The sequence below is a fragment of the Halomonas sp. HP20-15 genome (genome assembly GCF_033446685.1).
Taxonomy (GTDB): domain Bacteria; phylum Pseudomonadota; class Gammaproteobacteria; order Pseudomonadales; family Halomonadaceae; genus Modicisalibacter.
This window is the reverse complement of record NZ_JAWQLY010000002.1, coordinates 1-26,642: the sequence shown is the minus strand read 5'-3', so window position 1 is coordinate 26,642 and position 26,642 is coordinate 1. Positions and strand designations below refer to the sequence as shown.

Annotated in this window: 27 protein-coding genes and 1 pseudogene; 17 read left to right on the top strand and 11 right to left on the bottom strand. The window is 65.1% G+C overall.

All coding sequences use genetic code 11. The annotated features are described in order from the left end of the window. Positions 1-114 precede the first annotated feature (114 nt). Positions 115-672 (bottom strand): ferritin-like domain-containing protein, encoded by a 558-nt coding sequence (locus R6258_RS02515; protein ID WP_318446983.1) that lies wholly within the window; start codon positions 670-672, stop codon positions 115-117. Between the two features lie 98 nt (positions 673-770). Beyond that, positions 771-2,303 (bottom strand): histidine ammonia-lyase, encoded by a 1,533-nt coding sequence (gene hutH / locus R6258_RS02510; RefSeq protein ID WP_318446981.1) that lies wholly within the window; start codon positions 2,301-2,303, stop codon positions 771-773. A 292-nt stretch (positions 2,304-2,595) separates the two neighbouring features. On the opposite strand from hutH, the gene R6258_RS02505 reads away from it, so the two are divergent. Further along, positions 2,596-3,228, top strand: coding sequence for a HutD family protein (locus R6258_RS02505; protein ID WP_318446978.1), 633 nt, complete (start codon positions 2,596-2,598; stop codon positions 3,226-3,228). Between the two features lie 54 nt (positions 3,229-3,282). After that, positions 3,283-3,996 (top strand): histidine utilization repressor, encoded by a 714-nt coding sequence (gene hutC, locus R6258_RS02500; protein WP_318446976.1) that lies wholly within the window; start codon positions 3,283-3,285, stop codon positions 3,994-3,996. A 12-nt stretch (positions 3,997-4,008) separates the two neighbouring features. Here hutC and R6258_RS02495 read toward each other — a convergent pair whose 3' ends face one another. Together R6258_RS02495 and R6258_RS02490 are read right to left on the bottom strand one after the other, a co-directional pair. Next, the gene (locus tag R6258_RS02495) at positions 4,009-5,325 is read right to left on the bottom strand and encodes a YjiH family protein (protein WP_318446973.1); all 1,317 of its coding nucleotides are present in this window, start codon (positions 5,323-5,325) and stop codon (positions 4,009-4,011) included. Between the two features lie 243 nt (positions 5,326-5,568). Further along, entirely contained in the window at positions 5,569-6,930 is a 1,362-nt protein-coding gene (locus R6258_RS02490) for a formimidoylglutamate deiminase (RefSeq protein WP_318446970.1), read from the bottom strand. Positions 6,931-7,158: 228 nt separating this feature from the next. Between R6258_RS02490 and hutU the strand changes: the two genes are divergently transcribed. From hutU to hutG, 3 genes are read left to right on the top strand one after another with little or no spacing between them, the layout of a single operon-like run. Then, complete coding sequence (gene hutU, locus R6258_RS02485; RefSeq protein WP_318446967.1) at positions 7,159-8,823, top strand: urocanate hydratase; 1,665 nt, start codon at positions 7,159-7,161, stop codon at positions 8,821-8,823. A 10-nt stretch (positions 8,824-8,833) separates the two neighbouring features. After that, a complete protein-coding gene (hutI, locus tag R6258_RS02480) occupies positions 8,834-10,063 on the top strand; it encodes an imidazolonepropionase (protein WP_318446965.1) in 1,230 nt (409 codons plus the stop codon). Then, positions 10,060-10,869, top strand: a complete 810-nt coding sequence (gene hutG / locus R6258_RS02475) for an N-formylglutamate deformylase (protein WP_318446963.1) — start codon at positions 10,060-10,062, stop codon at positions 10,867-10,869. The genes hutI and hutG overlap by 4 nt, the downstream gene beginning before the upstream one ends. Before the next feature lie 33 nt (positions 10,870-10,902). Here hutG and R6258_RS02470 read toward each other — a convergent pair whose 3' ends face one another. Then, a complete protein-coding gene (locus R6258_RS02470) occupies positions 10,903-11,088 on the bottom strand; it encodes a hypothetical protein (protein WP_318446961.1) in 186 nt (61 codons plus the stop codon). Then, on the bottom strand, positions 11,085-11,438 hold the full coding sequence (locus tag R6258_RS02465) for a DUF488 domain-containing protein (protein WP_318446959.1): 354 nt from the start codon (positions 11,436-11,438) through the stop codon (positions 11,085-11,087). The genes R6258_RS02470 and R6258_RS02465 overlap by 4 nt, the downstream gene beginning before the upstream one ends. Positions 11,439-11,549: 111 nt before the next feature. On the opposite strand from R6258_RS02465, the gene R6258_RS02460 reads away from it, so the two are divergent. Next, entirely contained in the window at positions 11,550-12,569 is a 1,020-nt protein-coding gene (locus tag R6258_RS02460) for an Ldh family oxidoreductase (protein ID WP_318446956.1), read from the top strand. A 47-nt stretch (positions 12,570-12,616) separates the two neighbouring features. Here R6258_RS02460 and nfsA read toward each other — a convergent pair whose 3' ends face one another. Both nfsA and R6258_RS02450 read right to left on the bottom strand, forming a co-directional pair. Continuing rightward, positions 12,617-13,348 carry an oxygen-insensitive NADPH nitroreductase gene (nfsA, locus tag R6258_RS02455; RefSeq protein ID WP_318446954.1) on the bottom strand — a complete coding sequence of 244 codons (732 nt, stop codon included), beginning with the start codon at positions 13,346-13,348 and terminating at the stop codon, positions 12,617-12,619. A gap of 94 nt (positions 13,349-13,442) precedes the next feature. Next, complete coding sequence (locus R6258_RS02450) at positions 13,443-13,937, bottom strand: C40 family peptidase (RefSeq protein ID WP_318446951.1); 495 nt, start codon at positions 13,935-13,937, stop codon at positions 13,443-13,445. Positions 13,938-14,141: 204 nt separating this feature from the next. Here R6258_RS02450 and R6258_RS02445 point away from each other — a divergent pair, with 204 nt between their 5' ends. Then, on the top strand, positions 14,142-15,104 hold the full coding sequence (locus R6258_RS02445) for an ABC transporter substrate-binding protein (RefSeq protein ID WP_318446949.1): 963 nt from the start codon (positions 14,142-14,144) through the stop codon (positions 15,102-15,104). A 103-nt stretch (positions 15,105-15,207) separates the two neighbouring features. Here the strand turns inward: R6258_RS02445 and gloA are convergent, their stop codons facing one another. After that, the gene (gene gloA / locus R6258_RS02440) at positions 15,208-15,744 is read right to left on the bottom strand and encodes a lactoylglutathione lyase (RefSeq protein ID WP_318446945.1); all 537 of its coding nucleotides are present in this window, start codon (positions 15,742-15,744) and stop codon (positions 15,208-15,210) included. 264 nt (positions 15,745-16,008) lie between these two features. Between gloA and R6258_RS02435 the strand changes: the two genes are divergently transcribed. Further along, positions 16,009-16,908: an MBL fold metallo-hydrolase gene (locus tag R6258_RS02435; RefSeq protein ID WP_318446943.1), complete on the top strand. Its 900-nt coding sequence runs from the start codon at positions 16,009-16,011 to the stop codon at positions 16,906-16,908. Positions 16,909-16,932: 24 nt separating this feature from the next. Here the strand turns inward: R6258_RS02435 and R6258_RS02430 are convergent, their stop codons facing one another. Continuing rightward, positions 16,933-17,052, bottom strand: a complete 120-nt coding sequence (locus R6258_RS02430) for a lipocalin family protein (RefSeq protein WP_318446940.1) — start codon at positions 17,050-17,052, stop codon at positions 16,933-16,935. A gap of 65 nt (positions 17,053-17,117) precedes the next feature. Next, positions 17,118-17,810 (bottom strand): IclR family transcriptional regulator, encoded by a 693-nt coding sequence (locus R6258_RS02425; RefSeq protein ID WP_318446937.1) that lies wholly within the window; start codon positions 17,808-17,810, stop codon positions 17,118-17,120. A gap of 121 nt (positions 17,811-17,931) precedes the next feature. Between R6258_RS02425 and R6258_RS02420 the strand changes: the two genes are divergently transcribed. The 9 genes and pseudogenes from R6258_RS02420 to R6258_RS02380 all read left to right on the top strand — a co-directional run. After that, entirely contained in the window at positions 17,932-18,267 is a 336-nt protein-coding gene (locus tag R6258_RS02420; protein ID WP_318446935.1) for a carboxymuconolactone decarboxylase family protein, read from the top strand. 72 nt (positions 18,268-18,339) lie between these two features. Next, a complete protein-coding gene (gene purB / locus R6258_RS02415; protein WP_318446932.1) occupies positions 18,340-19,677 on the top strand; it encodes an adenylosuccinate lyase in 1,338 nt (445 codons plus the stop codon). 88 nt (positions 19,678-19,765) lie between these two features. Further along, on the top strand, positions 19,766-20,725 hold the full coding sequence (locus R6258_RS02410) for a tripartite tricarboxylate transporter substrate binding protein (protein WP_318446929.1): 960 nt from the start codon (positions 19,766-19,768) through the stop codon (positions 20,723-20,725). Between the two features lie 80 nt (positions 20,726-20,805). After that, positions 20,806-21,264, top strand: a complete 459-nt coding sequence (locus R6258_RS02405) for a tripartite tricarboxylate transporter TctB family protein (protein ID WP_318446927.1) — start codon at positions 20,806-20,808, stop codon at positions 21,262-21,264. A 10-nt stretch (positions 21,265-21,274) separates the two neighbouring features. Next, positions 21,275-22,810, top strand: coding sequence for a tripartite tricarboxylate transporter permease (locus tag R6258_RS02400; protein WP_318446924.1), 1,536 nt, complete (start codon positions 21,275-21,277; stop codon positions 22,808-22,810). Further along, positions 22,797-23,672, top strand: coding sequence for a 3-mercaptopyruvate sulfurtransferase (sseA, locus tag R6258_RS02395; protein WP_318446921.1), 876 nt, complete (start codon positions 22,797-22,799; stop codon positions 23,670-23,672). Before R6258_RS02400 ends, sseA begins: the two co-directional genes overlap by 14 nt. Continuing rightward, positions 23,659-25,047: an MmgE/PrpD family protein gene (locus tag R6258_RS02390; protein ID WP_318446918.1), complete on the top strand. Its 1,389-nt coding sequence runs from the start codon at positions 23,659-23,661 to the stop codon at positions 25,045-25,047. The genes sseA and R6258_RS02390 overlap by 14 nt, the downstream gene beginning before the upstream one ends. Beyond that, positions 25,044-26,477 (top strand): FAD-binding oxidoreductase, encoded by a 1,434-nt coding sequence (locus tag R6258_RS02385; protein ID WP_318446916.1) that lies wholly within the window; start codon positions 25,044-25,046, stop codon positions 26,475-26,477. The genes R6258_RS02390 and R6258_RS02385 overlap by 4 nt, the downstream gene beginning before the upstream one ends. Before the next feature lie 79 nt (positions 26,478-26,556). Continuing rightward, positions 26,557-26,642, top strand: a pseudogene (locus tag R6258_RS02380) (electron transfer flavoprotein subunit beta/FixA family protein); the annotation flags it as partial.

Genomic DNA, 26,642 nt, shown 5'->3' with positions numbered 1-26,642 from the left:
AGTAAGCATAGGCAAACCAAACGATTTTTTCTGATCATCGGCGCTCGGCGGCGCAAAAAAATGCCGGCCAGCGAACGCTGGCCGGCATGGGGCGGCGGATGCCGACGGGAAAGTTCAGGCGTTGCTCTGGTGGAGCCTGTCCAAGCCTTCGAGCAGTCCGGCCATGTCGTCGGCGTGCTCCTCTTCCTGGGCGAGGATGTCTTCCATGATGCGCCGCGAGGTGGGATCGTTCTCGCCCAGGTAGTTGGCGATCTCGCGGTAACTGTCGATGGCGATGCGCTCGGCGATCAGATCCTCCTTGATCATCTCCTTGAGCGAGTCGCCCTCGACATACTCGGCGTGCGCCCGGGTCTGGATGCCCTCCGGCGAAAAGTTGGGCGCGCCGCCCAGCTGGACGATACGCGCAGCAAGCCAGTCGGCATGCTGCTGCTCCTGCTGGGCGTGTTCGAGGAACTCGTCGGCGGCGATGTGCGCGCTGAGCCCGTCGGCCATGTAGTAGTGACGCTTGTAGCGCAGATAGCAGACGATCTCGGTGGCCAGCGCCTCGTTGAGCAGGTGGATGACGTTCTCGCGATCGGCGCGATAGCCCTCGGTGACGGCGCCGCGCTCGATGTGCTGGCGGGCACGCTCGCGAATCGTCTTGATGTCGGTCAGAAACGGTTGGTCGGCCACGGATGTTCTCCTCGTCGCGTCGAAGTGCGTGTGCCTATGCAGCGTAGAACATCCATCACGCGGAGGCTGCAGCGTGTCGCGGGTCGTGTCGTTTCACCTCAACTCTCGGCGTAAAGGCGTGGGCGGGGCAGCAACGCCTCGAAGGCAGCGTCGTCGACGAAGCGCTGCGCGGCGTCGAGATCGGGGGCGAAATAACGATCCCGCGCGTAACGGGCCACGTCCCGGCGGATGAGCGCCAGCGCATCTTCGAGAGCGGGCGAGCTGGCCAGGGGGCGGTGGAACTCCACGCCCTGGGCGGCCGCCAGCAGCTCGATGGCGACCACCGCACTGGAATTGAACGCCATGTCGGCCAGCCGACGGGCCGCGAAGGTCGCCATCGAGACATGATCCTCCTGGTTGGCGGAGGTCGGCAGGCTATCCACCGAGGCCGGGTGTGCCAGGGTCTTGTTCTCCGAGGCCAGCGCCGCGGCGCTGACCTGGGCGATCATGAAGCCGGAATTGAGTCCGCTGTCCTCGACCAGGAAGGCCGGCAGCCCCGACAGGGCCGGGTCGACGAGCTGCGCGATGCGCCGCTCGGAGAGCGCGCCGACCTCCGCGATCACCAGCGCCAGGACATCGGCGGCCATGGCGACCGGCTCGGCATGGAAGTTGCCACCGGAGAGCACGTCGCCGTTGTCGAACACCAGCGGATTGTCGGAGACCGCGTTGGCCTCGCGCAGGAACACCCCGGCGGCGAAGCGCAAGTGGTCCAGGCAGGCGCCCATCACCTGGGGCTGGCAGCGCAGCGAATAGGGATCCTGCACCCGTGGGCAGTCGCGGTGCGATTCGCGGATCCGGCTGCCGGCGAGCAGCGCGCGGTAATAGGCCGCCACGTCACGCTGGCCGGGGTGGCCGCGGACCGCCTGGATGCGCTCGTCGAACGGCGTGTCGGAGCCCTTCAACGCCTCGACGCTCAGGCTGCCGGCGACCACCGCGGCGGTGAACAGCTTTTCGGCGGCGAACAGCCCGCGCAGCGCCAACGCGGTGGAGACCTGGGTGCCGTTGATCAGCGCCAGGCCCTCCTTGGGGGCCAGCGTCAGCGGCTCGAGGCCGGCCAGCGCGAGCCCTTCGACGGCCGGCATCTGGCGGCCCTGGTGGCGCATGCGGCCCTCGCCGAGCAGCGTCGCCGCCAGGTGCGCCAGCGGCGCCAGATCCCCCGAGGCGCCCACCGAGCCCTTGGCCGGAATGCACGGGTAGACCCGCGCGTTGTACAGTGCCAGCAGCGTCTCGATCACCCGCCAGCGCACCCCGGAGTGGCCGCGCGCCAGCGACGTCGCCTTGAGCGCCAGGATCAGGCCCACCGTGGCGTCGTCGAGACCGTCGCCGATCCCGGTGCTGTGCGAGAGCACCAGGTTGCGCTGCAGCTCGGTCAGCGAGGCGCGCGGTATCGAGGTCTGGGCGAGCACGCCGAAGCCGGTATTGATGCCGTAGACGGTGCGGCCGCTATCCAGGATGGCGCCGACCGTGGCCTCGGCGTCGGCGACCCGGGTCCGGCTGTTCTCGTCGAGCGAGAGCGTGGGGCTGCGCTCGTAGAGTTCGCGCAGCGTGTCGAGTGTCAGATCGCCCGGAGCGAGCCGCAGTGTGGTTGTCATGATCACCTCGAACGAAGCCGGCGAGAGCCCGCCGTTGCAAATATGGTTACGCCTGTCCTGTATATACATGAACGCGGCGTCCATGCAAACCGCGCTGCGGGCGAGCCGGCTTTGCGCATGGCGTTGCGTTTACTGGAATGGAGCGCTATCCCAGCCAATAGTCAGTTTAGTTGCACTGGCGATCACGGTTGCACGCGCCGTTGGATATCGCGGTGTGACGCCTTGACCGCTTTAAATGTATATACTTGTGGCTCGCCGCCCTGGACGGACGAACCTCACGGCGGGAGCAGCCATGACCCAACCAGCAACGACAAGCCCCCGGGCGCCGCGTCCTAGCATGGACCTGCCCGACACACTGCGCTTCGCCGAACTCGAGCCGGTCGCCTGGCGCAACGGCGGCGGGGTCACCCGCGAACTGGCCCGCGGACCGGCGCATGAAGCAGGCCCGGGCTGGCGGGTCTCGCTCGCCGAACTCGAGCGGGCGGGGCCGTTCTCGGCCTTTGCCGGTCTGGCGCGGCATTTCACGGTGATCGGCGCGCATCCGGTGACGCTTATGCTGGCCGGCCGGCGTGTCGAGCTGGCGCCGCTGGAGAGCCTGGCCTTCGCTGGCGACGCGGCGGTGGACTGCCTGCTGCCCGACGGTCCCAGCCGGGCGCTGAACCTGATGTACAATCCACGCCATTGGCGGGCCGACGTCGCCTGGCTCGACCCCGGCGTAGCGCTGACGCGCGATCCCGGCTGCGAGACGCTGTTGCTGGCCGTGGCCGGTGGCGCGCGGCTGGCCGGGTCGGTGTCGGCTCGCCTCGATTGTGGCGACGCCTGGCATTGGCGTAGGCTTGGCTCGCCCGCGACGCCGCTGAGCTACACGCTGGAGGCGCCCCACACGGCGCGCCTGATCAGGATCGACCTGCAACCGCTGACCTGACGCTTTGCACGGAGCGACACGAGGAAGGCAGGCGAGGACTTCGAGGAGAACCCCGTGGGACGCCAACCGCCCCGTTATCAACAGATCAAGCAGTACCTGCTGGAGAACATCCGCACGGGGCATTTTCCCGCCGATCATCAGATCCCGCCGGAGGAACAGCTGGCGGTGACCTTCGGCGTCAGTCGCATGACCGCCAACAAGGCGATCCGCGACCTGGTGCAGGAGGGCTACCTGGTGCGTCAGTCGGGGATCGGCACCTTCGTCACCGACCGACGCTCGGAATCGCCGCTGGTCGAGATCAACAACATCGCCGACGAAGTGCGCCGCCGCGGCCATGGCTACGCCAACCGCGTGCTGCGCTGCGAAGCGGTCAGCGCCGACGACGAGATGGCGCTGCGGATGGGCGTGCGCATCGGCGTGACGCTGTTCCACTCGATCCTCATCCACCTGGAGGACGGCCTGCCCATCCAGCTCGAGGACCGCTACGTCAATCCGCGCTGGGTGCCCAAGTACCTGGAGGCCGATTTCTCGCGCCAGACGCCCAACGAGGTGCTAGTCGCCGCCTGCCCAATCAGTGACATGGAGCACGTCGTCGAGGCGGTGCTGGCGGAGTCCCAGGCCGCCGACTGGCTGGAGGTCGACGCCACGCTGCCCTGCCTGAGCGTTCGCCGGCGCACCTGGTCGGGCGATCGCCTGATCAGCTACGCCCACCTTTTGCACCCCGGCGATCGTTACAAGCTGCGCTCCATGGCTCACTCGGCTACTTGACTCGCCGGCTCCTCAACCCACCAGCCAGGCGGCGAAATACCCGGCGGGAATCGCCAGCGCCAGGCTGAGCAGCGTGCGGATCAGCCAGATCACCACGATACGGCCGATGGACAGCGGAATGGTCGTCGACAGGATGCACGGGATCGACGCCGAGAAGAACAGCACCGACGACACCGAGACTACCCCGGCGGCGAAGCGCGCGGGCAGCTCGGCGTCGGCCATCAGCAGTGCCGGCAGGAACATCTCGGCCAGCCCCGAGGCCGCCGCCTGCGCCAGTTGGCTCGCCTCGTCGATGCCGAACAGCGCGATCAACGGGTAGAAGACCAGCCCGAGCCATTCGAATACCGGGGTGTACTTGGCCAGCAGCAGGCCGAGCAGACCCACCGAGAGGATCGAGGGCAGGATGCTCATGGTCATCAGCATGCCCTCCTTGAGGTTGACCGCAACGCTGCGACCCAGGCTCGGGGCGCGTTCGGCGGCGCCCAGGCTTTCCTGCCAGGCCCGGCTCAGCCGCTGGCCGCGCGCCACCGGCGCCTCGTCGTTGGGCGTGTCGTCGTTGATCCGCGAGAGCGGCGGCAGGCGCACGGTGATCGCGGTGACCGCGAAGGTGATCAGCAGGGTCAGCCAGAAATACAGGTTCCACATCGCCATCAGATCCAGCGTCTTGGCGACCACGATCATGAAGGTGGCCGAGACGGTGGAGAAGCCGGTGGCGATGATCGCCGCTTCGCGAGCCGAGTACTGTCCCGCCTGGTAGACCCGGTTGGTGATCAGCAGGCCGATCGAGTAACTACCGACGAACGAGGCCACGGCGTCGATGGCCGAGCGCCCCGGCGTGCGCCATAGCGGCCGCATCAGCGGCTGGCAGACGACCCCGACGCCTTCGAGCAGGCCATAGTTGATCAGCAGCGCCAGGAAAATCGCCCCGATTGGCACGATCAGCCCCACCGAGATCACCAGCTTGTCGAACAGGAACGGCAGCATGTCCGGGGTATGCAGCGCCGCCGGCCCGGCGCCGGTCAGCGCCAGCACGCCGAACAGCACGCCCAGCCACTTGAACACGGTGAATACGCGCTCGGTGCGATTGGCGCGCCAGCGTCCGGTGACTACCGGATAGAGCGCGCCGGCGACGATCACCGCCATGGCGTAGTACGGCACGGCACCGCCGAGCAGGCCGCGCACGGCGGTCACCATGTGGTCGAGCAGGATCGTCGTCTTGCCGTCGATGGGCAGTGGCACGAAGAACACCAGAATACCCAGCAGGCTGGGCACCAGCAGCTTGAACAGCGTCGCGGGGGTTGGCTTGGGAATCGCGTTTACGGCGGACATGGGAAGCTCCAGATATTGTTGGGGTTGTTATCGTCGGACGAATGCTGACCGTGTAGAGGTCGTTCTATTAGCGCTACCTTGTCGAGGACAGGTTTCCGCGAGGGCGCTGTAAGCCCTTCCATGGGCGCTACTTTCGCTATCTGACCGCCATGGATGGCGGAAACGATGGAAAAGTAGGGAACTTTTTTCCGTCCATGGCGAAAGACCCTCGCTTCAAGCTGCCCCCGACAGCTTGGTTGACCATTAGCCGAGTTCGCGGAACAGCCGGGCCAGCGCCGCCTGGTTGCTGTCATCGAGCGCGTGTCGGCGCGCCTCGATCACCCAGCGGCCGGCGACCATCACGTCGCGGATCTGCTGTTTCGAGCCGCCGAACAGCCAGCGACCCAGACGCGTCTCGTCGCTGGCCGTTGCCAGGTAGGGATCGTCGCCGTCGAGCACCACCAGATCGGCGCGCATGCCCGGGGCGATGGCGCCGATCGGCTGCCCCGAGGCCTGGGCGCCGCCGGCCAGCGCGTGGCGGTAGAGCCAGTCGCCGACCTGGCGGGTGTCGCCGTCCTGCAGGCAGTTGCGTCGCCGGGTGACAAGCCGCTGGCCGTACTCGAGCAGGCGCAGCTCCTCGACCACGTCCAGCGAGACGTGACTGTCGGAGCCGATCCCCAGCCGGCCGCCCTCGGCGGCATAGTCGACGGCGGGAAACAGCCCGTCGCCGAGGTTGGCCTCGGTGGTCGGGCAGAGCCCGGCGACGGCACCGCTGGCGGCGAGATCGCGCACTTCGCCCGCGTCGAGATGGGTGGCGTGGACCAGACACCAGCGCGCATCGACCCCGACATTGTCCAGCAGCCAACGTACCGGGCGGCGTCCCGAATGGACCACGCTCTCCTCGACTTCGCGCTGCTGCTCGGCGACATGGATGTGGCGCGGACCGGCGGGATCGGCCGCGAGCACCTCACGAATCTGCTCCGGCGTTACCGCGCGCAACGAATGAAAGGCCAGCCCCAAGGCTTGCGTCGGATGCTTCGCCAGCCGCGGCGCCAGGCGCTCGAGCAGTCGCAGGAAGCCCGGTGCATCGTGGATGAAGCGGCGCTGCCCGGCGTTGGGCGGCTGGCCACCGAAGCCGCCGTGGGCGTAGAGCACCGGCAGCAGGGTCAGGCCGATGCCGCTGCGCTCGGCGGCGGCGCTGATCGCCCAGGCCATCTCCGCGGGGTCGGCGTAGGCCCGGCCGGCGGGGTCGTGATGCAGGTAATGGAACTCGCCGACCTGGGTGTAGCCACCCTTGAGCATCTCGACGTAGAGCGCCTGGGCGATGGTCGCCACCTGTTCGGGGGTCAGCCTGTCGACCAGACCGTACATGCGCTCGCGCCAGCTCCAGAAGCTGTCCGGGCGCTCGCTGCCGATCTCGGCGAGTCCCGCCATGGCGCGCTGGAAGGCGTGGGAATGCAGGTTGGGCATGCCGGGCAGCGCCGGCCCGGCCAGGCGCCGGGCGTCTGCGGCGGCGCTGTTCGGCGCGACGGCCGTGATGAAGCCGGCGTCGTCGACGTCGATCAGCACGCGCCGGGCCCAGCCGTCGGTTAGCAGGGCGTGATCGGCGAAGAGGCGTTGAGCCATGACGAGCTCCTGAGGGTCCAATGTATATACATATACCGAAGAGCCGACGCCGAGTAAATCCTCGCGAGCGGTTCGCCACTAAAGTACTACTTTGGTGCAATGAAGCGGAAAATCCCCAAGCTGTGCGTCTCGACGGCGAGGCGCCAAGCATTGCGCGCGGCGCATGGCTGACATAATGTATATACATATTGGCTAGCCAAGATCACCGACATTCCTTCAGGAGCGACCATGGCCTCTTCACGTTTTCGCGATACTGAGATCCGCGCCCCCCACGGCAGCCAGCTGAGCGCCAGGAGCTGGCTCACCGAAGCGCCGCTGCGCATGCTGATGAACAATCTCGATCCCGACGTGGCCGAGAATCCCAAGGAGCTGGTGGTGTATGGCGGCATCGGTCGCGCCGCGCGCAACTGGGCGTGCTATGACGCCATCGTCGATGCCCTCAAGCGCCTCGCCGACGACGAGACGCTGCTGGTGCAGTCCGGCAAGCCGGTGGGCGTGTTCAAGACCCATGCCGACGCGCCGCGGGTGCTGATCGCCAATTCCAACCTGGTGCCGCACTGGGCCAACTGGGAACACTTCAACGAGCTCGATGCCAAGGGCCTGATGATGTACGGCCAGATGACCGCCGGTTCGTGGATCTACATCGGCAGCCAGGGCATCGTCCAGGGCACCTACGAGACCTTCGTCGAGGCCGGACGCCAGCACTACGCCGGTGACCTGCGCGGGCGCTGGATCCTCACCGCCGGGCTCGGCGGCATGGGCGGCGCGCAGCCGCTGGCGGCGACCCTGGCCGGTGCCTGCAGCCTCAACATCGAGTGCCAGCAGAGCCGCATCGACATGCGCCTGCGTACCCGCTACGTCGACGAGCAGGCCAATGATCTCGACGATGCCCTGGCGCGCATCGAGAAGTACACCAAGGCCGGCGAGGCCAAGTCGATCGCCCTGCACGGCAATGCCGCCGAGATCCTGCCCGAGCTGATCCGGCGCGGCGTGCGCCCCGACATGCTCACCGACCAGACCAGCGCCCACGATCCACTCAACGGCTACCTGCCGGCCGGGTGGACGTGGGACGAGTACCGCGCGCGTGGCGAGCGCGAGCCGGAAGCGGTGGTCAAGGCCGCCAAGCAGTCGATGGCGGTGCACGTCCAGGCGATGCTCGATTTCCAGGCGCTGGGCGTGCCGACCTTCGACTACGGCAACAACATCCGCCAGATGGCCCAGGAGGAGGGCGTCACCAACGCCTTCGACTTCCCCGGCTTCGTGCCCGCCTACATCCGCCCGCTGTTCTGCCGCGGCATCGGCCCGTTCCGCTGGGCGGCGTTGTCCGGCGACCCCGAGGACATCTACAAGACCGACGCCAAGGTCAAGGAGCTGATCGACGATGTGCCGCTGCACCGCTGGCTCGACATGGCCCGTGAGCGGATCAGCTTCCAGGGGCTGCCGGCGCGGATCTGCTGGGTCGGGCTGGGCCAGCGCGCCAAGCTCGGCCTGGCGTTCAACGCCATGGTCCGCTCCGGGGAACTCTCGGCGCCGGTGGTGATCGGCCGCGATCATCTCGATTCCGGCTCGGTGGCCAGCCCCAACCGCGAGACCGAAGGCATGCGCGACGGCTCGGACGCGGTCTCCGACTGGGCGCTGCTCAATGCGCTACTGAACACCGCCAGCGGCGCCACCTGGGTCTCGCTGCATCACGGCGGCGGCGTGGGCATGGGCTTTTCCCAGCACGCCGGCATGGTGATCGTCTGCGACGGCAGCGAGGAGGCCGACCGGCGCATCGCCCGGGTGCTGCACAACGACCCGGCCACCGGCGTGATGCGTCACGCCGATGCCGGCTACGACATCGCCATCGACTGCGCCCGCGAGCAGGGCCTCGATTTGCCGATGGTCGACTGAGGAGCCCACCATGGAAACCAACCAGCCTTTGGCGGGCGATAGCCTGTGGCGCAACTGCCAGGCGGTGACGATGCGTGGCGGTGGCTACGCCACTCTCGAGAACGCCGCGCTGGTGATCCGCGACGGACACATCGCCTGGATCGGCCCGGAAGCCGAGCTGCCTGCCATCGAGATCGACGAGACCCGCGATCTCGGCGGGCGCTGGCTGACCCCGGGGCTGATCGACTGCCATACCCACCTGGTGTTCGGCGGCGACAGGAGCCGCGAGTTCGAGCAGCGCCTGGAGGGTGTCAGCTACAGCGAGATCGCCCGTCAGGGCGGCGGGATCGTCAGCAGCGTGCGCGCGACCCGCGAAGCCGACTTCGACACGCTGCTGGCCAGTGCCGAGGCGCGGGCCAGGCTGCTGCTGCGCGAGGGCGTGACGACGCTGGAGATCAAGTCCGGCTACGGGCTCGATCTCGACAGCGAGCGCAAGATGCTGAAGGTCGCGCGCACGCTCGGCGAGCGGCTGCCGGTCACGGTGCGGGCCACCTGCCTGGCCGCCCACGCGCTGCCACCCGAGTACAGGGAGCGCGGCGACGACTATATCGAGCTGGTCTGCGAGTCGATCCTGCCGACGCTGGCCGCCGAGGGGCTCATCGACGCGGTGGATGGCTTCTGCGAGGGCATCGCCTTCTCCGTCGCCCAGATGCGCCGGGTGTTCGACGCCGCGCGACGTCTCGGCCTGCCGGTCAAGCTGCACGCCGAACAGCTCTCACGGCTCGGCGGCTGCCAGCTGGCCGCCGAGTTCGGCGCGCTCTCGGCCGATCACGTCGAGTACGCCGATTCCACGGACGCCCGGGCGATGGCGAAGAGCGGCACCGCGGCGGTGTTGTTGCCGGGGGCCTTCCTGACCCTGCGCGAGACGCAGCTGCCGCCGGTCGAGGCGTTCCGCGAGCAGGGCGTATGCATGGCGCTGGCGACCGACCTCAACCCCGGCACCTCGCCGGCGCTCTCGCTGCGACTGATGATGAACCTGGCCTGCACGCTGTTCCGGCTCACCCCGGAAGAGGCGCTGGCCGGGGTAACCCTGAACGCCGCCCGGGCGCTGGGCATCGCCGAGCGCCACGGTTCGCTGGAAGTCGGCAAGGCGGCGGACGCGGCGGTGTGGGACATATCCGGGCCGGCGGAACTCAGCTACTGGCTGGGCGGCCAGCTGCCGGTCACGGTCTTCAAGGCGGGCAGGGAGGTAACGGCATGAACGAGGCGTATCGACTCGACACCGGCGAGGTTCCGCTGCTGGTCTCGATGCCGCATTGCGGGACGGCGCTGACGCTGGCGGTCGAGGCGGGCCTGAACGACGCGGCCCGGTCGCTCGACGACACCGACTGGCACATTCCCGAGCTCTACGACTTCGTCGCCGAGCTCGGCGCCAGCCGGCTACAGGCGCACTATTCGCGCTACGTGGTCGATCTCAACCGGCCCGAGGACGACACGCCGCTGTACGCCGGCGCCACCACCGGGCTGTTCCCGGATATCGACTTCGACGGCCGACCGCTGTTCGCCGAGGGCCGGGCGCCGAGCCGGACCGATCGCGACTGGGCGCTGGAGCATGTCTGGCGGCCCTACCACCAGGCGCTGGCCGGCGAACTCGCCCGGCTCAAGCAGCGCTTCGGCTATGCGCTGCTGTTCGACGCCCACTCGATCCGCTCGCGCATCCCGCGGCTGTTCGACGATCGCCTGCCGGATCTCAACCTGGGCACCTACGAGGACCGCAGCTGCGACCCGGCGCTCAGCCGGCGCCTGCAGGCGGTCTGCCAGGCGCAGTCGCGCTATACCCATGTCGCCAACGGGCGCTTCAAGGGCGGCCATATCACCCGCCACTACAACGACCCGCAACATGACGTGCACGGCGTTCAGCTCGAGCTGTCGCAGCGCACCTACATGCAGGAAGCGCCGCCCTTCGCGTTCGACGAGGCGCGGGCCGACGCGGTGCGCCCGCTGTTGCGCACCCTGCTGGCGGAGATGCTGGCGTGGGGCGAGGCGCGCTATGGTCGGAGGGGCTAGCTGGCAGTCGGCCCAACGTGCAAGCCGCCGCGGTCAATCCGGCGCAGCGCTATCCACCACGGCTTGCAGATCGAGCATCTGGATGGCGCTGATCGCCGCCTCCAGCGCGCCTTCGCTGCAAAGGCCGGCGATTGCCGCCTCCTCGTGGCCCGCCAGGGCGGCGGCAATGCAGGCGTCGCGCACGCGTGCGGCCAGTGCCAAGCGTTCGTCGTCGTTCATGCGTCATCCTCCAGGTGATCCTTGAGTACCCTGGCATTGTTGTACTCGACATCGCGCGCGGCGAACAACAGCGTCAGCCCGTCGCGGCGGGCATGCTCGCGAAGTCTCGCCAGCGTTTCGCCATCGCCTTCACGCAACTCGGCGCGATAGGCGCGATGGAATTCGTCCCAACGCGCCCGGTCGTGGCCGAACCATTGACGCAACGACTTCGAGGGCGCCAGCTCCCGGCACCACTCGTCCAGTGCGGCATTGCGCTTGGCAACCCCCCGTGGCCACATTCCATCGACGAGCACGCGGTAGCCGTCCTCCTCGGAGGCCGGGTCGTAGATTCGCTTCAATTGGATGTTCATAAGCGCTCTTCACCCTCGGTAGCCGTAGCCATCGATAGATAGCCTCCGCCGCACGTGTGCGGCGGTAGGGTACGATAACGCATCGAAAAACCGCCTAGCCAGGAGCGCACCATGGCCGAGGAACTCACGCTCTCCCTGACGGATGCCGAGGCATTGAGTCGTCAGGTCCTGTTGAACAACGGCTTCAACCCGGCACACGCCGCGGCGATCACTCGCAGCGTGGTGGCCGCCCAGCGCGACGAATGCCACTCGCACGGATTGTACCGGCTGATTGGCTGCGCCCAGACGGCGCAGTACCGGGGCATCGATCCCCACGCCGAGCCGGCCGTCATCGACCAGGCGCCGAGCGTAGTGAGGGTCGACGCCAACCGGGGGTCGTCCTTGCTGGCCTTCGAGAGGGGCCTGCCACTGCTGGTGGAGAAGGCCCAGCGCAACGGCATTGCGGTGCTCGGCATCAACAACAGCTTTCATTTCTCGGCGCTCTGGCAGGAAGTCGAAGCGCTCTCGGATCAGGGCCTGGCGGGGATCGCGATGACGCCGAGCCACGCCTATGTGGCGCCGGCGGGGGGCAAGTCGCCGTTGTTCGGCACCAACCCCTTCGCCTTCTCCTGGCCGCGGCCCGGCAAGACGCCGTACACGTTCGACTTCGCCACCAGCGTAGTGGCACGGGGCGAGATAGAGCTTCACAAGCGGGCCGGTGAGTCGCTTCCGGAAGGCTGGGCCATCGACCGGGAAGGCAACCCCACGAGCGACCCGCAAGCGGCGCTGGATGGCGCACTGCTGCCCTTCGGCGGCTACAAGGGCTCGGCGCTCTCGAGCATGATCGAGCTGCTGGCCGGGCCGCTGATCGGCGACCTGCTGGGCCATGAAACCCAGCCGGCCACGCCGGATGGCCAGGGCAAGCCCTTCCACGGCGAACTGATCATCGCCTTCTCGTTGGAAACGTTCCTGGGCGATGACAAGGAAAGACAGCAACGGCATGCCGAGGCGCTGTTCGATGCCATCGTCGACCAGGGGGCGCGGCTTCCCTCGCAGCGGCGCTTCGCGGCCCGCGAGCGGAGCCGGGCCGCCGGCGTGACCATCCCCTGGGCGCTCTATGACGAGCTCAAGGCGCTGGCTACGCCTGCCTGAATGCCCCCTTTAATACCATGTGAGGGCTTTGCTACTTCGCCAGCGGTTCACTTCATTTCGAAGCCGCGCTCGATCAGGAATTCGCGCATGTGGGCGCGCAGCTTGGAGTCGAATAGCGGGGTGAGGTTGCGCGACCAGTTGGCGTCCTTCTTGCCGTTGCTCCTGTCCTGGTAGTAGCCGTGCATGGTGGCGTCGAAGGCCTCGACGTTCCCGCGCTCGTTGCGGTAACGATCCTCCATGAGGACCGCCTCGACCGGCAGGCGGGGTTTGACCTCGGGCTGCTGATCGGGATAGCCGAGGCACATGCCGAACACCGGGTAGACGTGCTCGGGCAGTTGAAGCAGGTCGCTCACGGCCTGCGGATCGTTGCGGATGCCGCCGATGTAGCAGATGCCCAGCCCCTCGGATTCAGCGGCGATCGCCACGTTTTGCGCCATCAGTGCGGTATCCACGCTGGCGACGAGCAGTTGCTCGGTCATCCCGCGCACTACGTTGGCGCCAGTGCACTCGGCGGCGTCGGTGGGGCGTTTCATGTCGGCGCAGAACACCAGGAAGTCGGAGCAACTGACGATATAGTTCTGGCGGCCGGCCAGCTCGGCGATCTTCTCGCGGTTGGTCGGGCTCTTGACGTGAATGACGCTGTAGGCCTGAACGTGACTGGAAGTGGCGGCGCCCTGGCCGGCCCGGATGAGCTCCAGCAGCAACTCGTGGGGAATCTTGCGCTCGGTGTACTTGCGGATCGATCGGTGGGAATTCAGCAATTCGATGACGGGGTTCATGCGGCCTCGCTTAAGGAACATCATTAGTTTCCTAAACAGGATACCGCAACACGCCGCCGGTGCTGAGAGGCGGGAAACTTCGAAGGCCGAGCGCTCAGGGAGCCGGGCCGGCCGCGCCCAGGTAATGCTCGTGCCAGTAGTCGATGCCCAGCGAGGTGACGGTGACCGTGCGCCCGCTGCCCGGCGCGTGGATCATCCGCTGATCGCCGACATAGATGCCGACATGGGTCGCCTTCGAACCCGAGCCGAAGAACATCAGGTCGCCGGGACGCACGCGCTCGCGTTGCGGTAGTCGCTTACGCTGCTGCTCGGCGGTACGCGGCACCGCGATGCCGGCGGCCTGGTAGGTCATCTGCACCAGTCCCGAGCAGTCCACGCCGCTTGGCGAGGCGCCGCCATAGCGATACGGCACGCCCAGCGCCTGGCGGGCGTTGGCCAGGATCATCGCCCGCTCGATGGACAGCGAATCCGCAGGCACGTCCTCGAAATCGGCCAGCTGCATCTGCGGGCCGGCACAGCCGGCGAGCCACAGGCACGCCAGGGTTATCCACAGCGGGGGCAGCCAGCGTCGCGAATCACGGCGGGTCATACGATCTTCCTAGGCTTGACGCGTTTGTGCACAACATAACGCCTGAAACGGGTGGCGGCTATCGCCTGCGTCATATCCCGGTGACGACGGGATGAGCGGTCCGGCGGTGGTTGAAACTCGACGACGGGCAATCAACGGCGCCAAGGATAAAATAATGTTATTGTTGTTCCGATATACAATAAACCCTGCTTAAGGAGACGATTCATGTCCCTATCCCATCGTGCCAACGGACTGATTGCCGGTGCCCTGGCCACCGCATCGCTGAGTCTGTCGGGTAGCGTATTCGCGCAGGAAGATCCCGCCGTTACCTTTTCCGCGCCGCCGTGGCCCGGCGTGACCATGAAGACCGAGATCGCCTCGCAGCTGCTCGAGACGCTGGGCTATCAGCCGAACACCAAGCAGCTCGGCGCTCAGATTTCCTACGAAGCGCTCAACCTCGGCGAAGTCGATGCGTTCTTCGGCGCCTGGCTGCCGGCCCAGCAGGGCATGTACGACACCGTCAACGCCAAGGGCACCCTGGCGGACCTGGGCAACAACGTCGATGGCGCGCGGATGGGCTTCGCGGTGCCCCGCTACGTCGCCGAGGCCGGCGTGAGTTCGGCGCGCGACATCGACAAGCCGGAATTCGCCGAGAAGTTCGGTCACGAGATGTTCTCCATCGAGCCCGGCTCGGCGACCAGCGACATCCTCAACGGCGCGGTCAAGAACGACACCTACGGCATGGGCGACTGGAAGCTGCGCGAAGCGACCACGCCGGCGATGCTCGGTGCGGTGGACAACGCCACCAGCAATAACGAGTGGATCCTGTTCTACGGCTGGACACCGCACTGGATGAACATCGAATACGATATCGTCTACCTCGATGACCCGGAAAACCTGTTCGGCCCCGGCGGCGGCAGCAGCGACGTGCGTACCCTGCTCAACAGCGGTTTTGCCGACAGCCACCCCAACGCCAAGAAGCTGCTCGATCAGATGGTGTTCAGCGCCGACGACCAGAGTCAGCTGATCCTCGACTTCAGCTACAAGGAGCGCGAGGCCGACGAGGTCGCCGTGGAGTGGATGCAGAACAACGTCGACAAGATCAAGGCCTACCTCGACGGCGTGACCACGCGCGACGGCCAGCCCGCCTGGCCGGCCGTGCAGAAGGCGTTCGACCTGAAAGCGTGATCGCCTTCCGCTAAGCATTCGCGGTACCGAAACGCCCCCGCCCAGCCGAATCACGGCTGGGCGGGGGCGTTTTGCTTTATCGGTCGACGCTGCCGCCAGCGTCTTACATCCCGGTGTTGGCCATCAACGTCGGCTCGACGATCTCGATCCAGTAGCCGTCCGGGTCCTTGACGAAGGCGACGTTCTGCAGCTTGCCCTGCTCGGGGCGCTTGACGTATTCCACGCCGTTCTCGTCCAGCCAGTCCACCGCGGCGTTGAGGCTGGGTACCGAGAAGCAGATGTGCCCGAAGCCCTGCGGCTCGGCGTTGCCGTCGTGATAGGCGAAACCCGCCTGATCCTCGGTTCCCCAGTTGTGGGTGAGCTCCAGCACGCCGCGCTGGCTGAAGGTCCACACCGTGCGCTCGGCGGTGCATTCCGGCACCTCGTCGCCATCCTCGAGGTGGGCCAGGAAGTACAGCGAGAAGTTGAGTTCCTCGAAGTCCAGCTTGCGCAGCACGCGCATGCCGAATACATGGCTGTAGAAGCGCAGCGAGCGCTCGGGGTCCTTGATCCGCAACATGCTGTGGTTGAGCGTGAAGCCCGCGGTTTCCTGGGGGGCTTGGGGCTCGACGCCGGGATGCTGCTCGGTGAATAACGCCATGGGGTGCTCCTAGCAATGAGACGAACGGCTCAACGACCAGCGTAGCCTGGGTTATGGCACGACACAGCCAGCGAAGCGCGCCGGGCATGATAGCCAAGCGAGTCGGCAGGTTGCGAGCCATCAGGCTGGGCGGCGCCCCTTGCAACAGCCAGGGGGCGTCGATAGCAGTACAGCATGCGAGCAGGAATTCATATTTCTAAAAAGTATAACAATATAACTAAAATAGCGTTACCCTGAGGGAAATTTTTGCCCTGAGGAGGCGCCATGCACACCTTCGCGCTCTCGAAAGGCCAGCCTGATGTCGCTGGCTTTTTCGATCCCCGTACCTTCAGCGTTCAGTATGTGGTCAGCGATCCCGCCACGCGCCGCTGCGCGATCATCGACCCGGTGCTCGATTTCGACGAGAAGTCCGGCGCTACCGCGACCCACCAAGCGGACGAGCTGCTGGCCTACATCGAGCGCGAACGGTTCGAGGTCGAATGGATACTGGATACGCACCCGCACGCCGATCATTTCTCCGCCGCGCGCTACCTGCATGACAAGACCGGCGCGCCCACCGCCATCGGCCGTCCGGTGACCCAGGTGCAGTCACTGTGGAAAGCGATCTACAACTGGCCGAACCTCAAAGACGACGGTAGCCAGTGGAATCAGCTGTTCGACGAGGGGGACACCTTCAAGCTGGGCGAGATCGAGGCCCGCGTGATGCATTCGCCGGGGCATACGCTGGCCTCGATCACCTACGTGATCGGCGATGCCGCCTTCGTTCACGACACCCTGTTCCAGCCCGACTTCGGCACCGCCCGCGCCGACTTCCCCGGCGGCAGCGCACACCAGCTCTGGCACTCGATCCAGGCGATCCTTGCGCTGCCCGACGACACCCGGCTGTTTACCGGCCACGACTACATGCCCGATGGCCGCGAGCCGCAGTGGGAAAGCACGGTGCGTGAGCAGCGGGAGCACAACAAGCATCGGCTCGGCGAGAGCAGCGAGGCTGAATACGTCGAGCTGCGCAACCGCCGTGACAGCGAATTGCCCATGCCGAAGCTGATCCTGCATGCGCTTCAGATCAATATTCTCGGCGGGCGCCTTCCTGAGCCGGAGGACAACGGCAAGCGTTACCTGAAGATCCCGCTCGATGCCCTGGAAGGCGCTGCGTGGGAGTGAGAAGTCGCCGTCTTTCGGGAGCGATTAATAGTCGGTCATCTCCAGATAACCCTCGCCGGCGTGGCTGCCCTCGACCGAGACCATGCCCTCCCAGTAGGCGAACGAGGTATCCATCCACTGATCGGGGTGAACCGCGCGAATCATAGCCCCATCGGCAGTATGTGCTCGCAAGTTATCCACAATGGTACGGGCCGAGAACGAAGCCGTTATCAGGCGATAGTGAACCCCGCCGCCGCTACCTCCTTCTGGATGATGGCTAGGAAGGCCTTGAGATCTTCATCGCTAAGATCGAGCGCCATCCCTGTGATCGTGATCGCACCCAGAAACTGTCCGTCGGATTCGAAGAGCGGTGTTGCGATAGAGGCGAAATGGCGGTGCCGCTCGCCTCGCGAGATGTAGTACCCGCGTTTCCTGATTGCCACGGATTCGTCGCTGTCGATATCGCTGTGGGCGAGGATGATCTGCGCCGCTGCGCCGCCCTTATCCAGGGGAACAGAGGCTCCTACCTCGATGAAATAGCGAAAGTCCTGGTGCGCATGGTCGCGTGCCAGGCAAACACGTTCGCTCCCCGAGCGAACGAAGAATGAGGTCGTCTGGCCGACCTGACGACTGATGCTGATTATCGGCGCCTCCACCCGGGACACGAAGTTGGATGTAGTCCGAAAGATTGACGCCATACGTAGGTTGGCAGGCCCCGGCGAGTATGAGCCATCGGAACTCCGCTCGAGGTAACCCCAGTCGACCAGCGTTTTCAACGCTCTGGACGAGGTTGTCTTGTCCAATCCCGTCAATTCCGCCAGTTCTCTCAACTGCAGCCTCGGCCGTTCCTGTGTGAAGCAAGCCAACAGAGAGAGGCCACGCTCCAGCACACCCGACGGAGGTCTATGCGACTTATTGCTCATGCGTTCCTCCGCGCAATGACTTGACGATGCATAGTTTCTAGCGTTTCACTGGATGAGTCAAGTCGCATTGAATGAGACGCGAGCTTGAGTCCATCCCCGTAAGCTATCCGGAGTCAGTCTGATGACCAACAAGTACTACGACAATGCCGATGCCGAGTTCCGCATGCAGATGGCCAAGCTTGCGCCCGCGGATTTTAAGGCCTGGATGACCCTTAACGCGATTCCGGGCCAGGACAACGGGGAAGTTCCACCGCGTACTCGTGAGCTCATAGCGATCGCGGTGGCTCATGCCACCGGCTGCCCTTACTGCATTGAATCCCACGTGACCAAGGGCAAAGCCGTCGGGCTCTCCAAGGCCGAAGTGGCAGAAGCCGTGCTCATCGCTGCGGCTATGAAGGCCGGCGCGGCTGCTGCCCACGGTGGTCTGGCCATGAAGTTCTACGGCGACGAAGAGTAAGCAGCCACTATCCACGTTGACTCTAGCCACCGAGATTCAAATATGTCCGTCTCCGTTTTTGACATGATCACGATGCAACACCTCTGGAGCACTCCAGAGATGCGCGAGGTGTTCTCGGAAAAAAACCGCTTGCAGAAGTGGTTGGACTTCGAGGTCGCGCTTGCGCAGACCCAGGCCGAGATGGGGTTGATCCCGGCAAGTGCGGCCGAGGAGATCGCTGCCAAGGGTTCGATCGACGCGATCGATCTCGAGGCGGTGGCCGAGGAGGTGCGTCGCGTCAAGCACACGCTGGTCCCGCTGCTCAAGCAGGTGCATCTTCAGATCTCCAGCGAAGCGTCCGAATATATCCACTACGGCGCCACGACCCAAGACGTGCTGGATACCGGACTGCTGCTCCAGCTCAAGCAGGTGCATGCGTTACTGTGCCGGGACATGGCGACGATCGGTCGGGAACTGTTTCGCCTGGCCGGCGAGCACCGTGACACCGTGATGGTCGGGCGTACCCATGGCGTTCAGGCGCTGCCGATCACTTTCGGCCACAAGTGCGCCATCTGGCTCGACGAGATGTCGCGCCACGCCGAGCGCCTGGCGCAGGTCGAGCCTCGCCTATTCGTGATCATGATGGTGGGGGCGGTCGGTTCCCAGGCGAGCTATGGCCCGCGCGCCGCAGAAATCGAGCAGGCGGTGGCGAAGCGACTCGGTCTGGGGGCCCCCGACATCAGCTGGGCGCCGGCGCGCGATCGCATCGCCGAGTACACCGGGCTGCTCGCCATGATCGGCCAGACCCTCGGCAAGATCGGCAACGAGCTTTTCAACCTCCAGCGCAACGAGTTCGCCGAGGTCGAAGAGGGGTTCTCCGAAGGCAAGCTCGGTTCCTCGACCATGCCACACAAGCGCAATCCCGTCGCGGCCGAGAACGTCGCCATGCTGGCCCGCGCCATTCGCTATAGCTCCACGCTGATGCTCGAAGCCATGGTGCAGGAGCACGAGCGTGACGGCATCTCCTGGAAATCGGAATGGAAAGCGGTGCCCGAGACCTGCCTGATCCTCGGTGCCATGACGTTCCAGACCGCCAACCTGCTGGCCGGACTGCGGGTCAATCCCCGGGCCATGCAGCGCAACGTGAACATGATGGAGGGATATCTTCTGTCCGAGCGGGTGATGCTCGACTTGGGTGACAAGAAAGGCAAGAACACGGCCCATGAGTGGCTCTACGAGGCCACGATGAAAGGCATCGAATCCGGCCAGAGCTTCGAGCAGGCGCTGAGAGCGCACCCGGACATCGCCGACACCTATACCCCCGAGCGCATTCGCGAACTCACTGATCCGTCCGCCTATCTCGGTGAGATCGGCGGTAGCGTCGATCGCGTATTGGCACGCGAAAAAGATGCGCAGTGGTTATCGAAGTAGCTGTTCCACAGGCACTGGACTCGGCGACAGTGAGTCGGGCGCCATCACGACCAACTAACAACAACCCGTGAAATCAGGAGACGCCACAATGAATAAAACGATCGCTCTCACCCTCGGCTCCGCGGTCATGTCACTGACGACGGTTTCGGCCATGGCCTTTCCGGACAAACCCATCGAACTCGTCGTGCCTTTCAGTCCTGGTGGTGGCTCCGATGTCGCCGCACGAGTCTTCGCCCAGTGTCTGGAGGGCCGTATCGATCAGCAGGTTCTGATCAGAAACATCACCGGCGCCAGGGGCAAGATCGCCGAAGTCGAGGTGCGTGATGCCCGCCCAGACGGCTACAAGCTCCTGTGGGCGCACCAAGGCATGGATATGGGGCTGGCGACCGGACGCTCGGACTACAACTACACCGCCTTCAAACCCGTGGCTTCCACCGTCGCCATGAATTACGGCATCTTCGCCGATGCAAACTCGGGCATCGACAGCGTCGACACGCTGCGCGAGAAAGTCGCGTCCGATCCGGGCGCTTACAACATCGGCGTCGCGCTCAACGGATTCTCCCACTTCGCGGTCCTCGATTTTCTCGACAAAGCCGGCATTAGCACCGACGACCTGCAGACCATCCCCATGTCCGGTGACAAGACCCGGATCGTGGCGGCGATTCAGGGCAATCTGACGCTGGTCCCCACGGCAGTTGCCGCGGCGGCCCCCTACGTCAATTCCGGTGATCTAAGCCCGGTGGCGATCCTCTCCGACGAGCGCGACCCCAAGCTGTCCGATGCATCGACGGCGGCCGAACAGGGCGTCGACAGCGAGTTTGCTATGTACTTCACCACCTACGCGCCGGCCAATACCCCGGACGATGTCGTCGCTACCCTGGCGAAGGCGTGGCTAGCCGCCGCCAAGGACTCTTCGTGTCAGCAGCGACTCGCTCAGAACTCCATGTCGGTGGTTGCCGCCAGTGGCGACGAACTGGAGGCCGATCTCGCCGCGCGTTATCAGCGTATCGAAGAGCTTGCCAAGCAATATCAGTTGGGTACGGAGTAGGCACGAACGGCCAGCGGTGCGTTGCGCCCCTGGCCTTTCACTAAACGACCGTCGGTATCGCCGGCAGGGAGATTCTCGTCATGAGAGTCAATGATCTGTTGTTCTCTTTGCTCTTCATTCTGCTATTCGTGGTGGCGGCCACCCAGATCACGCAGCTCAGCGAGATCGCTTCGGCCACGGTTTCCGCCAGGTTGTTCCCCGAAATGGTAATCGGTGGCGGCATTCTGATGGGCGTCATCGAAATGATCCGCACGCTCGTGTCGCGCCCGCGCAAGGACGCCCCGGGGTTTCGCGAAAGCTGGAAAGAAGCTTTCCTGCGTCGTCGCATGTACCTGCTGGGCCTGTTCACCGTCTATCTGATCGCCATCACGCATGTCGGCTTCCTGGTAGCGACGGCCGTTTTCTGCTTTGTGACGATTCTGGTGCTGGCACCGCGCATCAAGCCCGCCAGCCTGGTCATTGCACTGGCGGTGACAGCAGGGCTTCTGGGACTGATCTATGTGCTGCTGGTTGTCTATCTGAAGGCCTTCCTGCCATGAGGACTCATCCATGTACGATTTGATGCTCGCAGGTGTTGCAGCGGTCTTCCAGCCTTGGACGCTGCTCGCCATCATGCTTGGGGTGGCCGGCGGCCTGGTGATCGGCTCGATACCGGGATTGACCTCGACCATGGCGATTGCGCTGCTGGTGCCGCTCACCTACAGCATGAAGCTCGAGCTCGCGATTCCGCTGCTGATGGGGGTTTACTGTGGCGCCATTTCCGGCGGGCTGGTCGGCGCCATTCTGCTGAACATTCCCGGCACGCCCGCCTCAGCCGGTACCTGCCTGGACGGCTTCCCCATGGCGGCGAAAGGACAGGCCACTCGTGCACTCGGGCTGGCCGTGTACGCCTCTATGATCGGTGGAACGTTGTCGGGGTTGGCGCTGGTACTTATTGCCCCGCTGCTGGCCAAGGTGGCGCTATCGTTCGGCCCCTGGGAGTACTTCGCCCTGGTGATCTTCACCTTCTCCTGCATCTCGTCCATGTCGGCCAAGGGCCGTGCGGTCAAGGCGTTCATGGCGGCGTTCATCGGTCTGGGACTTTCGTTGGTCGGCCTCGATGAAGCATCGGGTCAGACCCGGCTGACCTTCGGTTTCACCAGTCTCGAATCGGGATTCTACGAACTGCCGGCGCTGATCGGGCTCTATGCCATTCCGCAATTGCTCACCGACACCGACGGCATTGGCCGGCGCGAGAAGGTCCTGCAGGTCAACTACCGTCTGCGCCTTTTCGTTTCGACATTCGGTGAAGTCATCGGTCGCAAGTGGGATCTGCTGCGCTCGACCTTCATCGGTATCGTCATCGGCATTCTGCCGGGTGTCGGGCCGGGGCTTTCCAATATCGTCGCCTACAGCCAGGCCAAGAACAGCTCGCGCACGCCGGAGAAGTTCGGCCAGGGAGAATTGGCCGAGTCGGTCATTTCACCAGAGGCGGCGAACAACGCCTCGATGGGTGGGGCGCTGATACCCATGTTGACGCTGGGTATCCCCGGGGACGCCTCGACCCTGATGATGCTGGGTGCGTTCATGCTTCATGGCATCGATCCCGGGCCGCTGCTGTTCCGCGATCACGGCGACATCGTGTGGATCGTGTTCATTGCGTTCTTCGTGGCGTTCGCCTTCTGCACGCTGCTTTATCACTTCTTCATCCCCATCACCATCAAGGCCATCGCGGTGCCGCGCCAGTTCGTCATTCCGGTGCTGCTGATCCTATGCACCGTGGGCTGCTATTCGCTCAACAACCGGATGTTCGACGTCTACTGTTTCCTGGGGTTCGGGCTGCTCGGCTACGTCTTGCATATCGTCAAGGTTCCGGTACTCCCGGTAATCCTGGGGCTGATCCTGGGGCCGATGGCGGAGGAGCAGTTGAGCCTTGCGCTGGCGTTCGGCCAGGGCTCCTTCCTGCCGTTTCTGACGCGACCGATCTCCGGGTTCATCCTGCTCGTCGCGCTTTTGTCTCTTGTGCTGCCGGCTGTCTTCGGATGGAGGAAGAGACTGACGGCGCAACGTATCCACACCAAGGAGTCGCAAAATGGCACTGTCTAACCTGGTCACCGTCGACTGGCTTCAATCCAACCTCGATCTTCCGGAGATCGTGATCCTGGACGCCAGCTGGTATCTGCCGACCCAGTCTCGTGATCCGGATGCCGAATATCTCGAAGGCCATATTCCCGGCGCCAAGCGTTTCGACTTCGACGGCGAGATCAAGGATGCCTCCTCCTCGCTGCCACACATGCTGCCCGCGGCGTCCGAGTTCACTGCCGCCGTGCGTGCACTGGGTGTCAACGCCGATAGCCGCGTGGTGGTCTATGACGGCATGGGGGTGTTCGCGGCTCCCCGAGCATGGTGGATGTTCAAGGTAATGGGTCATGGAAACGTCGCCGTACTCGATGGTGGGCTGCCGGCCTGGAAGGCCGCCGGCCTTGCGCTCGAAAGCGGTCCACCGGCGGCCGTTGCAAGCTCCGGCAACTTCGAAGCACGTCTGGTGTCGGAGCGACTTGCCGATGCCGCCGAAGTCGCCGAGCACCTCGAGAAGCGCACGGCACAGGTGGTGGATGCGCGTTCGCCTGCGCGGTTTAGCGGTGAGCAGCCCGAGCCGCGACCCGGTTTGCGCGCCGGGCACATGCCGGGGGCGATGAATCTACCATTCGACCGGCTGCTGGAGGACGGCTTCTACCGTTCCCCTGAGGTGCTCGAGCAGCGGTTCCGCGAGGCAGGCATCGAGTCGGGAGCGCCGGTCGTGGGCTCCTGTGGATCCGGCGTAACGGCCTCGGTCCTGGCGCTTGGTGCCGAACTCGCGGGGTTGGGGCCGATGGCCGTCTACGACGGCTCGTGGGCGGAGTGGGGGCAGGAGTCGCGTCCTGAGCTTGCCGTGGTCAAGGGAGGCGTCGAGCATGGCGCGACCTGAACTCGAGGCGCTAGCGCACTGGGTCGCGAGCGTCGACGTCGACGTCGAGGACGCCCGGCTGCGCGAGCGACTCTTTGCCACCATGCTGGATTGGTCGACGGCGCTGGTCGCCGGTATCGGGCATCCGCTCTTCGAGCCCTACAAGCATGCGCTGACCACGCCGGGGGAAGTCGGGCAGGCCAGTCTTGCCGGCTTGCCTATCAAGCAGCCCGCGGTGGCGGCGATGGCGTTCAACGCTGCCGTGAGTCACTTCCATGAAGTGGACGACGCCCACCGGACCTCGACCAGCCATCCGGGCATTACCGTGATCCCCGTGGTAATGACACTTGCCGAGCTGGAGAGGCTGGATGCTCGCACCGTCGCCAGTGCCATCGTCGCCGGCTTCGAGACGATTATTCGGGTCGGATCGCATTTGGGCGCGGGGCACTACGAGGTATCGCATACAACCGCGACCGCCGGCAGCTTCGGCGCGGCGGCGGCGGCGGCGCGGGCGCTCGGTCTGAATGCACAGCAGACGCTATGGGCGCTGGGGCATGCCGGTACTCAAGCCTCGGGGCTTTGGCAGTTCCTGGACGATAAGGCGACTGCCGCCAAGGCGTTCCACGTGGCGACCGCGGTGCGTAACGGGCTGGCTGCCGCGCGTATGGCCCAGGTGGGTATTGCGGGCGCTGAACATATCCTCGAAGGCCCGCGGGGCATGCGTCGCGCTTGGAGGCTCGAGGGCTGTGACGTCGCTTGGCTGACGCCGGGCGACACTCCGATGATTCACGACGTAACAATCAAGGGCTGGCCCGTCTGCGGCCAGATGCACAGCGCTCTGGACTGTGCCCAGGCGCTCTACGAGCGCGACCCCGCGCGCTGCCGCCAAGTCAAGCGCGTGCGCGTCGAGCTGCCGGCGAGCGCGCTGGCAATTGCGGGTATCACCGAGCCCGAAAGCCTCGCCGAGGCGAAATTTTCCACCGCCTTCTGCATCAGCGCGATGCTCTGTGGCCGAGCGCCGGATTTCCTCGGCTTTTCCCAGGAACTGCTGGAGGACCCGACGATTCGCCGATTCATGAGGCGGGTCGAGGTCGTGGAGTCGGCCGAGTTTAGCGCTCGTTTCCCGCGCGAACGACCGGCTCGCGTCAAGCTAGAGAGCGACGAAGGCGAAACGGTTGTCGAGGAGCGCTCGCTGCGACGCGGCGACCCGGAGGCCCCCTGGTCGAGAGCCGAGCTCGAAGCCCGTGCGGCGGGCGTGCTGTCACTGTCGGCTTGCGCGATTGATACAGCTGGGCTGGTGAACTGGTGCGAGGCGTTAGCCGCGCAGTCCGATCGCTGGTCGGCCCAGGCGCTGTTCGCAATGATTCCACACGTCGCGGGTGAGGAGAGATCATGAAACCGCAGGCCACATTCGAAGCAACCCCGCCGCTCGACGACGCCTTCATCGAGCGTTTGAAGGCCATTCTACCCGGGGCCGTCATTACCGACTCGGGGCAGTTGGAAAGTTACTTGATCGAGGAGCGTGGACTCTTCACCAGCACCGCCCGAGTGGTGATCGTACCCGACTGTGCCGAAACGCTTGCCAAGGCCGTGCGCCTGTGTGCCGAACATCGAGTACCGATGGTGCCGCAGGGAGGCAACACCGGGCTGGTAGGCGGCGCCGTTGCCAATCAGGGCGAGGTGGTGGTGTCGATGCGGCGCATGCGCGCGGTTCGCAACATCGACCCGGTCAACTTCACGGCTACGGTGGAGGCCGGCTGCATTCTCGCCGACCTGCAGAACGCAGCCGACGCCGAATCCTGCCTGTTCCCACTCAGCCTGGGCGCCGAGGGTAGTTGCACGGTCGGTGGCAACATTGCCAGTAATGCAGGCGGCATGGGTGTCCTGCGCTATGGCAACATGCGTGAACTCACCCTGGGCCTGGAAGTCGTGCTGCCCGATGGGCGCATCTGGAACGGAATGCGCCCGCTCTATAAGGACAACAGCGGCTACTCGCTGAAAAATCTTTTCGTCGGCAGCGAAGGTACGCTCGGGTTCGTTACCGCAGCGGTGGTCAAGCTCTTCCCCAAGCCGCGCCATGTTCAGACCGCGTTCTGTGCGCTGCCGTCGGTGGAGGCCGCGTTAGAGCTTCTGTCGCTGGCTCGGCGCAATAGCGGCGATGCCGTCACTGCCTTCGAACTGATGTCGGAATTCTCGCTCGAAATCGTGTGCCGTCACACCGATCGCGACAGCCCGCTCTCCGAGCCGGCGCCATGGTTCGCGATGATCGAGCTCAGCTCGTCGCGCCCCCAGGACAATCTCCAGGAGATTTTCCAAAGCACGCTTGAGGAAGCCTTCAAAGCCGAGCTGATTCTGGATGCGGTAATCGCAAGCTCTCTGGAGCAGGGGCATAAGCTTAGGCAACTGCGTGAGAGCACGCCGGAGGCGCAGAAGCGTGCCGGCGGCAGCATCAAACACGACGTGTCGGTGCCGGTGTCGAGCATTCCGGTCTTCATCGAGCGTGCCAGTGCCGCTGTCGCCGAATACATGCCGGGCATCCATTTCTGTGTGTTCGGTCATGTCGGCGATGGCAACGTGCACTATAACCTGACGCAGCCGGACGACATGACCAAGGAGGCGTTTCTCGCTCACTGGGGGGCGGTCAATGACATCGTGCATCCACTGGCCATGTCACTCGGCGGATCCATCTCCGCCGAGCACGGAATCGGGCTGCTCAAGGTCTCCGAAATCAAGGGCTACCGATCTCCCGAGGAGCAGGGTCTGCTGTGCGAGATCAAGCAAGCGGTGGACCCCGACAACCTGATGAACCCGGGCAAGATGATTTGAGCCGATTCGCCGGGGCGGGCGCTTTAGTCGGCGTGAGCCGACTCGCGGCTTGCCTGTGCCAGCATGACCAGGAGTCAGCATGAAAATTCTCGTCGCGGTCAAACGCGTCATCGATTACAACGTCAAGATCCGCGTCAAGGCGGACAACACCGACGTCGACCTGAC

Bases quoted from the DNA above. Each gene is read 5' to 3' on its own strand.
- hutH (WP_318446981.1), bottom strand. From the start codon at position 2,303: ATGACAACCACACTGCGGCTCGCTCCGGGCGATCTGACACTCGACACG.
- R6258_RS02505 (WP_318446978.1), top strand. From the start codon at position 2,596: ATGACCCAACCAGCAACGACAAGCCCCCGGGCGCCGCGTCCTAGCATG.
- R6258_RS02495 (WP_318446973.1), bottom strand. From the start codon at position 5,325: ATGTCCGCCGTAAACGCGATTCCCAAGCCAACCCCCGCGACGCTGTTC.
- R6258_RS02490 (WP_318446970.1), bottom strand. From the start codon at position 6,930: ATGGCTCAACGCCTCTTCGCCGATCACGCCCTGCTAACCGACGGCTGG.
- hutU (WP_318446967.1), top strand. From the start codon at position 7,159: ATGGCCTCTTCACGTTTTCGCGATACTGAGATCCGCGCCCCCCACGGC.
- hutI (WP_318446965.1), top strand. From the start codon at position 8,834: ATGGAAACCAACCAGCCTTTGGCGGGCGATAGCCTGTGGCGCAACTGC.
- hutG (WP_318446963.1), top strand. From the start codon at position 10,060: ATGAACGAGGCGTATCGACTCGACACCGGCGAGGTTCCGCTGCTGGTC.
- R6258_RS02470 (WP_318446961.1), bottom strand. From the start codon at position 11,088: ATGAACGACGACGAACGCTTGGCACTGGCCGCACGCGTGCGCGACGCC.
- R6258_RS02465 (WP_318446959.1), bottom strand. From the start codon at position 11,438: ATGAACATCCAATTGAAGCGAATCTACGACCCGGCCTCCGAGGAGGAC.
- R6258_RS02460 (WP_318446956.1), top strand. From the start codon at position 11,550: ATGGCCGAGGAACTCACGCTCTCCCTGACGGATGCCGAGGCATTGAGT.
- nfsA (WP_318446954.1), bottom strand. From the start codon at position 13,348: ATGAACCCCGTCATCGAATTGCTGAATTCCCACCGATCGATCCGCAAG.
- R6258_RS02450 (WP_318446951.1), bottom strand. From the start codon at position 13,937: ATGACCCGCCGTGATTCGCGACGCTGGCTGCCCCCGCTGTGGATAACC.
- R6258_RS02445 (WP_318446949.1), top strand. From the start codon at position 14,142: ATGTCCCTATCCCATCGTGCCAACGGACTGATTGCCGGTGCCCTGGCC.
- gloA (WP_318446945.1), bottom strand. From the start codon at position 15,744: ATGGCGTTATTCACCGAGCAGCATCCCGGCGTCGAGCCCCAAGCCCCC.
- R6258_RS02435 (WP_318446943.1), top strand. From the start codon at position 16,009: ATGCACACCTTCGCGCTCTCGAAAGGCCAGCCTGATGTCGCTGGCTTT.
- R6258_RS02430 (WP_318446940.1), bottom strand. From the start codon at position 17,052: ATGATTCGCGCGGTTCACCCCGATCAGTGGATGGATACCTCGTTCGCC.
- R6258_RS02425 (WP_318446937.1), bottom strand. From the start codon at position 17,810: ATGAGCAATAAGTCGCATAGACCTCCGTCGGGTGTGCTGGAGCGTGGC.
- R6258_RS02420 (WP_318446935.1), top strand. From the start codon at position 17,932: ATGACCAACAAGTACTACGACAATGCCGATGCCGAGTTCCGCATGCAG.
- purB (WP_318446932.1), top strand. From the start codon at position 18,340: ATGCAACACCTCTGGAGCACTCCAGAGATGCGCGAGGTGTTCTCGGAA.
- R6258_RS02410 (WP_318446929.1), top strand. From the start codon at position 19,766: ATGAATAAAACGATCGCTCTCACCCTCGGCTCCGCGGTCATGTCACTG.
- R6258_RS02405 (WP_318446927.1), top strand. From the start codon at position 20,806: ATGAGAGTCAATGATCTGTTGTTCTCTTTGCTCTTCATTCTGCTATTC.
- R6258_RS02400 (WP_318446924.1), top strand. From the start codon at position 21,275: ATGTACGATTTGATGCTCGCAGGTGTTGCAGCGGTCTTCCAGCCTTGG.
- sseA (WP_318446921.1), top strand. From the start codon at position 22,797: ATGGCACTGTCTAACCTGGTCACCGTCGACTGGCTTCAATCCAACCTC.
- R6258_RS02390 (WP_318446918.1), top strand. From the start codon at position 23,659: ATGGCGCGACCTGAACTCGAGGCGCTAGCGCACTGGGTCGCGAGCGTC.
- R6258_RS02385 (WP_318446916.1), top strand. From the start codon at position 25,044: ATGAAACCGCAGGCCACATTCGAAGCAACCCCGCCGCTCGACGACGCC.